Source organism: Flavobacterium sp. YJ01 (assembly GCF_029320955.1).
In the GTDB taxonomy this organism is placed as follows: Bacteria; Bacteroidota; Bacteroidia; order Flavobacteriales; family Flavobacteriaceae; genus Flavobacterium.
Genome location: NZ_CP119757.1, coordinates 1,772,726 through 1,786,631, shown reverse-complemented (window position 1 = coordinate 1,786,631; position 13,906 = coordinate 1,772,726). Strand labels below are relative to the sequence as shown.

At 39.6% G+C, this 13,906-nt stretch carries 8 protein-coding genes, 2 tRNA genes and 3 rRNA genes; 8 read left to right on the top strand and 5 right to left on the bottom strand.

Features of this window, described 5'->3' with window-relative positions; all coding sequences use genetic code 11:
• Window positions 1-172: 172 nt before the first annotated feature.
• The 4 genes from kdpA to P0R33_RS07830 form a co-directional block, all read right to left on the bottom strand.
• Complete coding sequence (kdpA, locus tag P0R33_RS07845) at window positions 173-1,894, bottom strand: potassium-transporting ATPase subunit KdpA (RefSeq protein ID WP_276174920.1); 1,722 nt, start codon at window positions 1,892-1,894, stop codon at window positions 173-175.
• 67 nt (window positions 1,895-1,961) lie between these two features.
• Window positions 1,962-2,039 (bottom strand): K(+)-transporting ATPase subunit F, encoded by a 78-nt coding sequence (gene kdpF, locus P0R33_RS07840; RefSeq protein WP_081909388.1) that lies wholly within the window; start codon window positions 2,037-2,039, stop codon window positions 1,962-1,964.
• Between the two features lie 172 nt (window positions 2,040-2,211).
• Window positions 2,212-2,493, bottom strand: a complete 282-nt coding sequence (locus P0R33_RS07835; protein WP_026730398.1) for a hypothetical protein — start codon at window positions 2,491-2,493, stop codon at window positions 2,212-2,214.
• A 280-nt stretch (window positions 2,494-2,773) separates the two neighbouring features.
• A complete protein-coding gene (locus P0R33_RS07830; protein WP_276174919.1) occupies window positions 2,774-4,120 on the bottom strand; it encodes a sigma-54 dependent transcriptional regulator in 1,347 nt (448 codons plus the stop codon).
• A gap of 164 nt (window positions 4,121-4,284) precedes the next feature.
• Here P0R33_RS07830 and P0R33_RS07825 point away from each other — a divergent pair, with 164 nt between their 5' ends.
• Both P0R33_RS07825 and P0R33_RS07820 read left to right on the top strand, forming a co-directional pair.
• Window positions 4,285-5,493, top strand: coding sequence for a polysaccharide deacetylase family protein (locus P0R33_RS07825; RefSeq protein WP_276174918.1), 1,209 nt, complete (start codon window positions 4,285-4,287; stop codon window positions 5,491-5,493).
• Between the two features lie 100 nt (window positions 5,494-5,593).
• A complete protein-coding gene (locus P0R33_RS07820) occupies window positions 5,594-6,610 on the top strand; it encodes an LLM class flavin-dependent oxidoreductase (protein ID WP_276174917.1) in 1,017 nt (338 codons plus the stop codon).
• A 271-nt stretch (window positions 6,611-6,881) separates the two neighbouring features.
• Here P0R33_RS07820 and P0R33_RS07815 read toward each other — a convergent pair whose 3' ends face one another.
• The gene (locus P0R33_RS07815; protein ID WP_276171999.1) at window positions 6,882-7,007 is read right to left on the bottom strand and encodes a hypothetical protein; all 126 of its coding nucleotides are present in this window, start codon (window positions 7,005-7,007) and stop codon (window positions 6,882-6,884) included.
• A 649-nt stretch (window positions 7,008-7,656) separates the two neighbouring features.
• Between P0R33_RS07815 and P0R33_RS07810 the strand changes: the two genes are divergently transcribed.
• The 6 genes from P0R33_RS07810 to P0R33_RS07785 all read left to right on the top strand — a co-directional run bounded on the left by P0R33_RS07810 (window position 7,657) and on the right by P0R33_RS07785 (window position 13,731).
• Window positions 7,657-9,170, top strand: a 16S ribosomal RNA gene (locus P0R33_RS07810).
• Window positions 9,171-9,295: 125 nt separating this feature from the next.
• Window positions 9,296-9,369 (top strand) — tRNA-Ile (locus P0R33_RS07805).
• Between the two features lie 108 nt (window positions 9,370-9,477).
• Window positions 9,478-9,551: transfer RNA gene (locus P0R33_RS07800), tRNA-Ala, on the top strand.
• Between the two features lie 120 nt (window positions 9,552-9,671).
• Window positions 9,672-12,552, top strand: a 23S ribosomal RNA gene (locus P0R33_RS07795).
• Between the two features lie 173 nt (window positions 12,553-12,725).
• Window positions 12,726-12,835: ribosomal RNA gene (rrf, locus tag P0R33_RS07790) — 5S ribosomal RNA — on the top strand.
• Together the 16S, 23S and 5S rRNA genes with 2 tRNA genes alongside form the textbook arrangement of a ribosomal RNA operon.
• A gap of 326 nt (window positions 12,836-13,161) precedes the next feature.
• Window positions 13,162-13,731, top strand: coding sequence for an RNA polymerase sigma-70 factor (locus P0R33_RS07785; protein ID WP_276174916.1), 570 nt, complete (start codon window positions 13,162-13,164; stop codon window positions 13,729-13,731).
• Window positions 13,732-13,906: the final 175 nt, after the last annotated feature.

The window sequence follows — 13,906 nt, the reverse complement described above, 5'->3', positions numbered from 1 at the left end:
ATATCACAATCTTTGTCCCTGCAATTCGTTTCCCGTCGTTAAAACCACGGGCTATATTAAAATAGGAATGAACAATTTGTTATTTCAGCTATGTGTGAAAACGAGTTTTCTTTTTGTTCTTTTTTATAGATTTAGATTCTATGTTTTTATGTGTTTAAATGATTCAGCATTTTTATTTTAGTGTAAAGAATTCTGCCAATGGACCTAAAGCCAACGCTGGGAAGAATGATAAAGCAGCGATAATTGCGATTACGGCAAAAGTCATGATTCCGAAAATTGATGTATCCGTTTTTAAAGTTCCTGCACTCTCTGGAATGTATTTTTTACCTGCCAGTAAGCCTGCAATTGCCAATGGGCCAATGATTGGAATAAAACGGCTTAACAGTAATACAATTCCAGTTGTGATATTCCAGAACGGATTATTATCTCCCAGACCTTCAAAACCAGAACCGTTATTGGCCGCGCTTGAAGTATATTCATATAATATTTCTGAGAATCCATGATTTCCTGGATTGTTTAACCAGCCTGTTGCATTTCCGTTAAACCAATAGCCCATTGCAGTATCATTTGCAGCAAAATAAGAAGCCAAAGCTGTTCCTGCTAATATTAATAAGGGGTGAAGAATGGCGATAAAAGCAGCAATTTTAACTTCCCGCGCTTCGATTTTTTTACCTAAAAATTCTGGTGTTCGGCCGACCATTAATCCGGAGATAAAAACAGCCAGAATAATGAAAATATGGTAGTTCAAAATACCAACACCACATCCGCCATAAAAAGCATTTACCATCATCGATAATAATTGCATTGCGCCAGACATTGGCATCGAACTATCGTGCATACTGTTTACAGAACCTGTAGAAATTACCGTTGTAGCAATACTCCAGAAACCTGACATTGCTGGACCAAACCGAACTTCTTTTCCTTCCATCGCTCCGGTTGCCTGTGCTATACCCATTTTTTCGATAGCAGGATTTCCGTTGATTTCACTCATAACTGTTGGAACAACCAAGAGTAAGAAACCAACCGTCATTACACCAAAAATAATATTCGCTAATTTTCTTTTGTTTAGGAAAAATCCAAGAGCAAAAATCATCGCAAACGGAATAATCATTTGCGCCCAAAGTTCAACTCCATTCGTAAAATAAGTTGGGTTTTCTAATGGATGCGCTGAGTTGGCTCCAAAAAATCCACCACCATTTGTACCAATATGTTTAATAGCAATAAAAGCTGCAGCGGGTCCGCGAGAAACTTCTACATGATCACCTTGAAGCGTTGTAATAGCATCTTTACCTTCAAAAGTCATAGGAGTACCGCTGAAAACTAATGCGATAGCTACAATTGCTGAAAGAGGTAATAAAATACGAGTACAGCTTTTGATAAAATAATTGTAAAAATTACCTAATTGTTCTGTTGTTCTTTCTTTCATTGCTGTAAAAATCATTGCAGCAGCAGCCATTCCGATACCAGCAGAAACAAATTGAAGAAACATCAAGACGATTTGTGAAAGGTAAGAAACCCCGCTTTCGCCTGAATAATGCTGTAAATTGCAATTGACTAAAAATGAAATAGCAGTATTAAATGCCAAATCTGGCGTCATGGATGGATTATTATCCGGGTTAAGCGGTAAAGATCCCTGAAATAATAAGACAAAAAAACAAAGAAAGAACCAAACCATATTAATACTTAAAAGTGCTTTTAAGTGTTGTTTCCAGTTCATTTCTTCAGCCGAATTAATACCGCTGATTTTAAAAATAAATTTTTCAATTGGATTGAAAATTGGGTCAAGAAGTGTTTTATCTCCCAAATAAACTTTAGCAATATATTTTCCTAAAGGAATCGCTAAAACAATAGTGAGGATAAAAATACCAATGACGCCTAATAATTCTGTGTTCATATTTTTAATATTAGATTGTTGATTTTAGATTTATTTGAGGGAATCTTAAATTCTAAAAATTCATTTTTTAAAACTTTTCGGGTTTGATTAGTACATAAACCAAGTACACGAAAACGGCGATTGAAATAATAAATAGTGCGGTCATGATTTAGATTTTTTCAAAAAATTCAACAGAGAGAAAACAAATGGCAAACAGCACAACGGCCAGTACGAGTAAAAGAAAAGTGATCATAGGATAATTATTTTAGATTTAAGATTGTAGATTTTAGAATTCAGAGTTTAAATTTTTTCGATTAAACAATTAAACAGTTAACCGATTAAACACCAGAAGCATTAACCTGCTTTATATATTCCGCTTTAAGTGTTTGTGGAAAAAGATGTGAAATATTGCAATGACGCACTTCCATAAAAGAAGAAACCGAAAAAACATACACATTAGAAATGGCGTTTTTAGTTTCTATGCTTCCGGTTATAAACAAACGTTCAGCAAGTGCCAAGCATTTTTTTGCTCGAACGATGTTTCCAGAAATAATAGATTTTTTGGTTATCTCAGCAAACCGTTCGGCTTGTTTGTAGATTGAGGTTACTTGATTTTTCATTTGGAATGAATTTTAATGTTCTCCCTCCTTATGCCAAAATATGTTCCGAAAAAATCAGGTTGTGTGTAAAGTGTTGTGAATAAAAGGAATGTAGTTGTGTGCCGAAAATTAGGCATAAAAAAAGCCTATCATTTTGATAAGCTTTTATTGAAATGATAAGGTGTATGTTGAGAATCTACGTTTCCTGCAAGGTTTTCAAAACCTTGTAGGTATTCTATTTAAGTATAAAGTTCCAATTATTTAAAATCTAAACCTACAAGGTTTTGAAAACCTTGCAGGATCACGCCTGTATATTATACTCTTCGAGTTTTCTGTATAAAGTCGCAATTCCAATTTCTAATAATCGTGCCGTTTCTGCTTTATTTCCTTTTGTATAATTTAAAACTTTTTGAATATGCAGTTTTTCAACACTCTGCATGGAAAAAGCCGACATTGATTTGGTAGTTTTCTCCGCTTGATGCTGCATTTCATAAGGTAAAACATCCGAAGTTAAAGTATCGCCATTACTCAAAATAACCGATCTTTCGATAATGTTTTTAAGTTCGCGGATATTTCCAGGCCAAGAATAATTTTCTAATTTTTGCAGAAAATCATCTGAGATATGTAATGTTTTTTTATTCGTTTTTTCAGAAAACTGTTTCACGAAATGATTTGTCAAAACCGCAATATCTTTAATTCTTTCTCGTAAAGAAGGCAGTTTTATTTCGAAGATATTTAAACGGAAGTACAAATCAGAACGGAAACGATGTTCGTCACTTTCGGCTTTTAAATCACGGTTTGTTGCGGCAATTAATCTGAAATTTGATTTTTTTGGAGTGGTATCTCCAACGGGAATATATTCTGAAGTTTCTAAAACACGCAATAATTTCGCCTGAAGATCAATTGGCATTTCACCAATTTCATCCAGAAATAAAGTACCACCGTTTGCTTCTTCAATAAAACCTTTTTTATCTTTTACAGCTCCAGTAAAAGCGCCTTGTTTATGACCGAAAAGTTCGCTTTCTAAAATTTCTTTTGTGAAAGTACTGCAATTCAAAGCCACAAAAGATTTCCCAACACGATTACTGTTTTCATGAATCGCCTGTGCAAAAACTTCTTTTCCAGTTCCAGTTTCTCCAGTTAATAAAACAGTCGAATCTGTTTTGGCTACTTTTTGCGCGAGATCGATAATTTGTTCAATTCCTTTTGATTTTCCAACAATGGTGCTGAAAGAATATTTGTCGTTGATACGTTTTTCGAGTTGTTGTACTTTTTTTTGCAAATGCACTTTTTCAACCGCTTTATAAAGAAGCGGAATAATTTTATCGTTGTCGTCGCCTTTTACAATATAATCGAAAGCGCCATTTTTCATTGCCTGTACGCCGTCTGGAATATTCCCGAAAGCGGTTAACAGAATAACTTCCGTAAGCGGAAAATTTTCTTTTATGTTTTGAAGAAAATCAACGCCATTTCCGTCAGGAAGTTTTACATCGCACAAAACGACATCAATATCCGTTTGTTCCAGTTTCTTAAAACCCGATTTTAAATCTTTGGCTTCAAAAACTTCAAATCCTTCCGATTTTATAATTCGCGCTAACAGACTTCTCAGTTTTTCTTCGTCGTCTATAATTAAAATTTTGTGTGTCATTTTGCAGATAAGCTAAAGCCGAATTGGTATTCGATGTACAAATTTAGGTTTAAAATTAGTTCTGTTTTTTGATTCTGAATAAATTATTTTAAAGAGGTAATCACTTTTGAAATATTTTTGAAAAAGAAATGTATTTTTAGATCTAAAAATAACCGCTAAAATTTATGTCAAAACAAATCCTCCTTATATTCACTGCAATTATTTTTGGCAGCTTTAATAGTTTTTCGAACGAAATAATTGAAAAAGATTCTTCAAAATCAAAGACTATTTCATTTAAAATAAAACTGAAATCGGCAGATAAAATCAAAATTGTCGTTTCCCCTTTAAAATATAACAAACATTTCGCTTATAGTTTTACGCTCGACGATGGTTACAGATCGGCTTATTTAACTGCTTTTCCATTATTGAATGGGGGAAAAATCAGTAATTCATCAATTAACGAATGGAAAATTGATCAAGGCGGTGACGGAACAACTTCAGAAGGACTTTTTTATTCGGACGGAATGGGGAATAAAATTCCGTTTAAATTAGGATTGGCGATAAATGGCGCTTCAATTCGTGATTTGCCAGAAAATCGCGGACATCTTTCTTGGTCAGAAGTTAAAGAAATGTACAATGCTGGCTGGGATATTTTGAATCACAGTTTTCATCATTTTACAAAACTAGGCACCAATTTCTTGACAGAAGTTACAGAAAACACGATTTCGATTAAACAAAATTTGAATTTTACAATGTCGCATTTTGTAGTTCCAGGCGGAGAAGGCGATCCGAATTACCGTTACGAATATGAAAATAATGCTTTAAAAAATGGGCATTTTTCTGTAGCTTCTTATACAGGAGTTGGACCAATGCTGAAAGTTGACTCTAAAGTGAATTTAGATAAAATGATTACGGCAAGAACTTTTGTGCTAAGTTCCAAAGACACTACAAATTTTAAAACAATGGATCGTTTTCTGAAAACGGTAGATTCAATTGCTAAACTGCCAAATCCGAATTGGTACAACGAATTCACTCACGGAACAGGAAATGGAAATCTGTGGAATTTGAGTATGCGTTTTCCAGATTTCAAATATTATATGACAACACTTGCGGATAAATATGGTTTGAAAGGAAATGACTCGATATGGATGGCACCGTGGCAAGAGGTTTATGAATATATTTGGTTAAGAGATCGAATTAAAGTCGATTTTCAGCAGAAAAATAAAGAAATAACAGTAACGATTCAGCTTCCAAAAATTCCGGAAATGTTTAGAAATCGAGATATTTCATTAAATATAGAAACACGTTCTAAATTTGAAATTGAATCGAGTAATGATTTGAAAATAAAAAATGATGGGAAAACAAATCATAAATTGATTTTGATACAATTGTAGGGGTAATATTTGTAACTACAAATATTATAAATCTATTAACATAAGAAAACAGAAGGCATTCATATAAATGAGTTAATTTTGCATTTTAGCCTTAATTTATATGAAAAAACCAATTTCAGTCTCAATATTAGAACTTGCAATTATCAACCAAGATAGTAACGCAACCGAAACATTTAAAAAAACAAAAGACATTGCGCAATTGGCCGACAAATTAGATTATAAAAGAATCTGGTTGGCAGAACATCACAATATGGCGCACGTTGCGAGTACAGCAACCGTAGTTTTAATTGGTTATGTAGCAAGTCAGACACAGAATATCCGTGTAGGTTCTGGCGGAATCATGCTCCCGAACCATTCACCTTTGGTAGTTGCCGAGCAATTCGGGACTTTAGAAACGCTTTATCCTAATCGAATCGATTTAGGCTTAGGAAGAGCGCCAGGGACAGATCAGCCAACTGCCGAAGCAATTCGAAAAGACTTTTTCGAACAAGCGCAGCGATTTCCACAAAACGTAAGTAAGCTTCAAGAATATTTTTCGAGCGAAAATGCAACAGGAAAAGTACGTGCATTTCCAGCTGAAGGTCTAAATGTGCCAATCTGGATTTTAGGATCAAGTATGGATAGTGCGGCTTTGGCTGCAGCTTACGGGCTTCCTTATGCTTTTGCTGGACACTTTGCTCCAAAATTGATGATTCAAGCATTTGAGTTTTACAGAGAAAATTTTCAGCCATCAGAGTATTTAGATAAGCCAAAAACTATGGCATGCGTCAATATCATTGCAGCAGATACAAACGAAGAAGCAGAATTATTATCTACAAGTTTGTACCAAATGTTTTTAAACCTAATTAGAAACGACCGCAAAGGATTACAGCCTCCAGTTCCGTCATTAGATGATATTATGAATGAAGCAGAGCGTTTTCATGTAAATCAAATGACAGCAGGGACCTTTACAGGAAACAAAGAACAATTAATAACAGATTTGAAAAAGTTTATCGATTACGCTAGAATCGATGAACTAATGGTAACAAGCCCAATCTTTGATCATCACGCAAAACTAAAAAGCATTCAAATAACAAAAGAAACAATAGATAGTTTAAACGAAGGTATACATATATAAGTATACATACATATAAGAGTAGATTTTATTCGTATAGCCCGACAGATTTCCAAAACCTGTCGGGTTTCTTTTTTTATAAGCATACATATATATAATATAGTATAGATTCCGATTTTCCGAAGAGGCGAACCGCAGTGCGTCTTATGCGCAAAGCATATTTGAAAGGGAAACAGATTCATGGAAGCTATAATATAGGAGAGCTGCCAGCTTTAATTATTTTCAGGAGCCATTTCCCGCTATGCGCTGCAATCTTTTTGCGGCGAACCCCTCCTCAAAAAGGATTTCCTCCCGAAGCTTCGGGACTGTCGGGGCTGGAAATCCCGTATTCTGGAGAAACATCAGCGGAAAAAGAGGCTTGAAGATCGATTTCGGGAGCAGATTGGGAGCAAAAGCGCATTTCAGGATTTAGATTTTCCCAATAAAAGTGCCTTAAAGGTTGGAAAATCCCCAAAATCGCTGTTGGTAAAACCCGCAAAACAATCAAAAACGCATGTGAATTCAGAAAAAGGCTACAGGCGGGCAAAAAAAGCGCATCCGTAAAGAATGCGTTATCAGCGCGTTAAGAAAAAGTTTTAAAAAACATTGAAATTATATAAACAAAAGGCTTGCGAATGTAAATAAAGGTTGTACTTTTGCACCCGCAACAGCGAAAAACGCTCATCGAAATACTGCAGAAGAATAGGAATCGGAAGGGAAGAAATTTTCTGAAAAAAAGATTCGGAAAAGCTTGCAGGAAAAGAAAAAGGTTTTTACATTTGCACCCCGCAAAACAGGGAAAGTTCATTGAAATATCGGAAGGGAAATCGGGAAAAGGAGACGAAAAAAAAGTTTCAAAATTTTTCAATTTTTTCTTGCGAGAAACAAAAAGAAGTTTTAGTTTTGCACCCGCTTTGAGAGATAAGCGAAAGACAAAAAAATTACGTTCGTAGACATATTGAATTGACAGCCGTTCCGATGCAAATCGGAACAGAAAAAATAAGAGTAATGGAATCGTAAGATTCGAATAAGACCGACTGGAAAAGCATCGCATAATAATATTAAAATATACGATGAAGAGTTTGATCCTGGCTCAGGATGAACGCTAGCGGCAGGCTTAACACATGCAAGTCGAGGGGTAGGATTCTTCGGAATCTGAGACCGGCGCACGGGTGCGTAACGCGTATGCAATCTGCCTTTCACAGAGGGATAGCCCAGAGAAATTTGGATTAATACCTCATAGCATAATGAGTTGGCATCAGCACATTATTAAAGTCACAACGGTGAAAGATGAGCATGCGTCCCATTAGCTAGTTGGTAAGGTAACGGCTTACCAAGGCAACGATGGGTAGGGGTCCTGAGAGGGAGATCCCCCACACTGGTACTGAGACACGGACCAGACTCCTACGGGAGGCAGCAGTGAGGAATATTGGTCAATGGGCGCAAGCCTGAACCAGCCATGCCGCGTGCAGGATGACGGTCCTATGGATTGTAAACTGCTTTTGTACGGGAAGAAACACTCCTTCGTGAAGGAGCTTGACGGTACCGTAAGAATAAGGATCGGCTAACTCCGTGCCAGCAGCCGCGGTAATACGGAGGATCCAAGCGTTATCCGGAATCATTGGGTTTAAAGGGTCCGTAGGCGGTCTTGTAAGTCAGTGGTGAAAGCCCATCGCTCAACGGTGGAACGGCCATTGATACTGCAGGACTTGAATTATTGGGAAGTAACTAGAATATGTAGTGTAGCGGTGAAATGCTTAGAGATTACATGGAATACCAATTGCGAAGGCAGGTTACTACCAATTGATTGACGCTGATGGACGAAAGCGTGGGTAGCGAACAGGATTAGATACCCTGGTAGTCCACGCCGTAAACGATGGATACTAGCTGTTGGGGGCAACTTCAGTGGCTAAGCGAAAGTGATAAGTATCCCACCTGGGGAGTACGAACGCAAGTTTGAAACTCAAAGGAATTGACGGGGGCCCGCACAAGCGGTGGAGCATGTGGTTTAATTCGATGATACGCGAGGAACCTTACCAAGGCTTAAATGCAGACTGACCGATTTGGAAACAGATCTTTCGCAAGACAGTTTACAAGGTGCTGCATGGTTGTCGTCAGCTCGTGCCGTGAGGTGTCAGGTTAAGTCCTATAACGAGCGCAACCCCTGTTGTTAGTTGCCAGCGAGTAGTGTCGGGAACTCTAACAAGACTGCCAGTGCAAACTGTGAGGAAGGTGGGGATGACGTCAAATCATCACGGCCCTTACGCCTTGGGCTACACACGTGCTACAATGGCCGGTACAGAGAGCAGCCACTGGGTGACCAGGAGCGAATCTATAAAGCCGGTCACAGTTCGGATCGGAGTCTGCAACTCGACTCCGTGAAGCTGGAATCGCTAGTAATCGGATATCAGCCATGATCCGGTGAATACGTTCCCGGGCCTTGTACACACCGCCCGTCAAGCCATGGAAGCTGGGGGTGCCTGAAGTCGGTGACCGCAAGGAGCTGCCTAGGGTAAAACTGGTAACTAGGGCTAAGTCGTAACAAGGTAGCCGTACCGGAAGGTGCGGCTGGAACACCTCCTTTCTAGAGCCCGATCAGTTAGCCGCAAGGCACGATTGGGAAATAAGATGCCGGACCATTGGTTTGGAATCGTGATTGCATTACTCTTGCTGTTAATTTAAAAAAATGATAAAAATTAAGTAAAACAGAGTCTCGTAGCTCAGCTGGTTAGAGTACTACACTGATAATGTAGGGGTCGGCAGTTCGAGTCTGCCCGGGACTACTATTTGACTTGATTTGAAGGAAATTCTGGAAGCTGGGATTCACCAAAGGAAATTAGAGAAGAATGGGAAATCTAAAATCTGAATTCTAAAATCTAAGATTTAAAAATGGGGGATTAGCTCAGCTGGCTAGAGCGCCTGCCTTGCACGCAGGAGGTCAACGGTTCGACTCCGTTATTCTCCACAGTTCCGAAAGGAAAAAAGTTCATTGACATATTGAGATAAGAAAATAATAAGAAAGTAGAAAGAACACGTTTTGCGATTTATTGCAAGACGGCAGAGACAAGGCATGCCTTGTCTAGTACAATAAGCAAAATAAGGGCGCATGGGGAATGCCTAGGCTCTCAGAGGCGAAGAAGGACGTGATAAGCTGCGAAAAGCTGCGGGGACTGGCACACACAGATCGATCCGCAGATATCCGAATGGGGCAACCCGCTATGCTGAAGGCATAGCACACCGATAGGTGGGCAAACCCGCTGAACTGAAACATCTAAGTAGGCGGAGGAGAAGAAAACAAAAGTGATTCCGTAAGTAGTGGCGAGCGAACGCGGATTAGCCCAAACCGGCATTGTTACGGCATTGCCGGGGTTGTAGGACCGCGATATTTCATGCATGAGGAACCGGAAGCTTCTGGAAAGGAGCGCCATAGAGGGTGACAGCCCCGTATGGGCAACAAATGTAATGGATAGCGGTATCCTGAGTAGGGCGGGGCACGTGAAACCCTGTCTGAATTTGGCGGGACCATCCGCTAAGGCTAAATACTCCTGAGAGACCGATAGTGAACCAGTACCGTGAGGGAAAGGTGAAAAGAACCGTGAATAACGGAGTGAAATAGATCCTGAAACCATGCGCTTACAAGCGGTCGGAGCCCTTTCGTGGGGTGACGGCGTGCCTTTTGCATAATGAGCCTACGAGTTAACGTTGCCGGCAAGGATAAGTGGTTAAGCCATGGATCCGCAGCGAAAGCGAGTCTGAATAGGGCGCTTTAGTCGGCAGTGTTAGACGCGAAACCGTGTGATCTACCCATGGGCAGGTTGAAGCTGTGGTAACACACAGTGGAGGACCGAACCGGTTGACGTTGAAAAGTCTTCGGATGACCTGTGGGTAGGGGTGAAAGGCCAATCAAACTCGGAAATAGCTCGTACTCCCCGAAATGCATTTAGGTGCAGCGTTATTTTAGTTATATAGAGGTAGAGCTACTGATTGGATGCGGGGGCTTCACCGCCTACCAATTCCTGACAAACTCCGAATGCTATATAATGGTTGATAACAGTGAGGGCTTGGGTGCTAAGGTCCAAGTCCGAGAGGGAAAGAACCCAGACCATCAGCTAAGGTCCCCAAATATATGTTAAGTTGAAAGAACGAGGTTTGTCTGCCCAGACAGCTAGGATGTTGGCTTGGAAGCAGCCATTCATTTAAAGAGTGCGTAACAGCTCACTAGTCGAGCGGACGAGCATGGATAATAATCGGGCATAAACATATTACCGAAGCTATGGATTTGCAGCTTGCTGCAAGTGGTAGGGGAGCATTCTGACAGGGCAGAAGGTGTATCGTAAGGTATGCTGGACCGGTCAGAAAAGAAAATGTAGGCATAAGTAACGATAATGCGGGCGAGAAACCCGCACACCGAAAAACTAAGGTTTCCACAGCTATGCTAATCAGCTGTGGGTTAGTCTGGTCCTAAGGCGAACCCGAAAGGGACAGTCGATGGCCAACGGGTTAATATTCCCGTACTTCTTATTGCTGTGATGGGGTGACGGAGTGATGAAAGCGCCGCGAACTGACGGAATAGTTCGTTAAAGCACCTAGCTATAGGGTCTCTAGGCAAATCCGGAGATCTTGGTGAAATGCGATAGTACTCGGAGTCTTCGGACAAAGAGATAGTGCGCCTAAGGGCTTCCAAGAAAAACCTCTAAACTTCAGGCAATAAGAACCAGTACCGTAAACCGACACAGGTAGTTGAGGAGAGAATCCTAAGGTGCTCGAGAGATTCATGGCTAAGGAATTAGGCAAAATAGACCTGTAACTTCGGGAGAAAGGTCGCCCCGAGCAATCGGGGCCGCAGTGAAGAGGTCCAGGCGACTGTTTATCAAAAACACAGGGCTCTGCAAAATCGTAAGATGAAGTATAGGGCCTGACACCTGCCCGGTGCTGGAAGGTTAAGAGGAGATGTTATCTTCGGAGAAGCATTGAATTGAAGCCCCAGTAAACGGCGGCCGTAACTATAACGGTCCTAAGGTAGCGAAATTCCTTGTCGGGTAAGTTCCGACCTGCACGAATGGTGTAACGATCTGGACACTGTCTCAGCCATGAGCTCGGTGAAATTGTAGTAACGGTGAAGATGCCGTTTACCCGCAGTGGGACGAAAAGACCCTGTGCACCTTTACTATAGCTTAGTATTGACCTTGGATAAATGATGTGTAGGATAGGTTGGAGACTATGAAGCGGCGTCGCCAGGCGTTGTGGAGTCATTGTTGAAATACAACCCTTTGTTTATCTGAGGCCTAACCCCGCGATGTGGGGGACAGTGCTTGGTGGGTAGTTTGACTGGGGTGGTCGCCTCCAAAAGAGTAACGGAGGCTTCTAAAGGTTCCCTCAGTACGCTTGGTAACCGTGCGTAGAGTGCAATGGCATAAGGGAGCTTGACTGAGAGACATACAGGTCGATCAGGTACGAAAGTAGAGCATAGTGATCCGGTGGTTCCGCATGGAAGGGCCATCGCTCAAAGGATAAAAGGTACGCCGGGGATAACAGGCTGATCTCCCCCAAGAGCTCATATCGACGGGGGGGTTTGGCACCTCGATGTCGGCTCGTCACATCCTGGGGCTGGAGAAGGTCCCAAGGGTTGGGCTGTTCGCCCATTAAAGTGGCACGCGAGCTGGGTTCAGAACGTCGTGAGACAGTTCGGTCTCTATCTACTGCGGGCGTTAGAAATTTGAGTGGATCTGATTCTAGTACGAGAGGACCGAATTGGACAAACCTCTAGTGTATCTGTTGTCCCGCCAGGGGCACCGCAGAGTAGCTACGTTTGGAAGGGATAAGCGCTGAAAGCATATAAGCGCGAAACCCACCACAAGATGAGATTTCTTTTAAGGATCGTGGAAGATGACCACGTTGATAGGCTACAGATGTAAAGGCAGTAATGTCACAGTCGAGTAGTACTAATAATCCGTAAGCTTATGTACGCCCTTTTCCCGATCCGCCCAGGCGGATCGGGAGGAAACTTTCTAAACTATTCTTCTTTTCTTTATCTCAGTATGTTAAAATATTTGCTCGACGCAGAGCAGTTGATGGTTAATAGTTGATAGTTGATGGAAAATCCAACAACCGACAACCGCAAACCAACAACTAAAAACCTTAAGGTGGTTATTGCGGCGGGGCTCACCTCTTCCCATCCCGAACAGAGAAGTTAAGCCCGCCTGCGCAGATGGTACTGCAGTTATGTGGGAGAGTATGTCGTCGCCTTTCTTTTGTGAAACCCTATCCAAACCGGATGGGGTTTTTTGTTTTATAAATTTTGTGAATATTAGAATTAAGGTTGGAAAGACTCCATATATTTTAGCAACTTTGAAGTTGTATTTAAAAAGCATAATTTTAAACGTTTACTTCTAAAGTAAAAAATGCAAAATACAAATTTTACTAATGTATTATCTTAATAAAAATTTATTGTTATAATGTTTAAGCTAAGAATTAATCTATTTTAAGCAAATGTTATTCTTTTAGATATTATTCTTTTAGTATTTAACATAAAAAATGTTTAATATTGCGTTTTTCATACTTATCTGTTTAATTAAATGTCTGTTTATAGCAAATATGCTGATCATATTTTATTGAATCTTCTTAGAGAGGATGATCAGTTGGCTTATACAGAAATTTTTGAAAGATATTCCAGACTACTTGTCAATCATGCTTATAAAATACTTGGAAATCGTGATGAATCACATGATATCGTTCAAGAAGTGCTTTTATTAATCTGGACGAAACGTAATGAAATAACTATTACAACTTCTCTTTCTTCTTACTTATACAAAGCAACAAAGAATAGAATATTAAATCATATCGCGCATGATAAAGTAGTTTCACGTTATGCTGATTCTATCTCTAAATTTATTGAGAATGATTATGTTTTTGCAGATTCAAAACTAAGAGAAAAAGAATTAGAACGGATAATAGAAAACGAAATCGCTTTACTTCCAGAAAAAATGCGTGAAGTTTTTCTTCTACGAAAAGTAGAAGAACTCTCATACGACGAAATTGCACTACAATTAAATATCACGGATAAAACTGCAAAGCAACAGGTCTACAATTCGTTAAAAATTCTTCGTAACAAACTTAAATCTTCAATGAATTTCTTTATTTGGTAAAGTTTTTCAAATTTATCTTGTAAATTTTTTGTTATCCAGTCAGCCTGTAGTTTGTTCATTATTAAGTGATAAGTAACATTGTAAAGATGTTATTTAATAATAATATAATATTTTTTAATTTTTTTTTTGTTTTCGTCTATGACGAAAACCATTTATAACTGTCTTATTTAAAACG

Coding starts and splice junctions, on each gene's coding strand:
- P0R33_RS07820 (WP_276174917.1), top strand. CDS start 5,594: ATGAAAAAACCAATTTCAGTCTCAATATTAGAACTTGCAATTATCAAC.
- kdpA (WP_276174920.1), bottom strand. CDS start 1,894: ATGAACACAGAATTATTAGGCGTCATTGGTATTTTTATCCTCACTATT.
- P0R33_RS07815 (WP_276171999.1), bottom strand. CDS start 7,007: ATGCGCTTTTGCTCCCAATCTGCTCCCGAAATCGATCTTCAAGCCTCT.
- P0R33_RS07825 (WP_276174918.1), top strand. CDS start 4,285: ATGTCAAAACAAATCCTCCTTATATTCACTGCAATTATTTTTGGCAGC.
- P0R33_RS07835 (WP_026730398.1), bottom strand. CDS start 2,493: ATGAAAAATCAAGTAACCTCAATCTACAAACAAGCCGAACGGTTTGCT.
- kdpF (WP_081909388.1), bottom strand. CDS start 2,039: ATGACCGCACTATTTATTATTTCAATCGCCGTTTTCGTGTACTTGGTT.
- P0R33_RS07830 (WP_276174919.1), bottom strand. CDS start 4,120: ATGACACACAAAATTTTAATTATAGACGACGAAGAAAAACTGAGAAGT.
- P0R33_RS07785 (WP_276174916.1), top strand. CDS start 13,162: ATGTCTGTTTATAGCAAATATGCTGATCATATTTTATTGAATCTTCTT.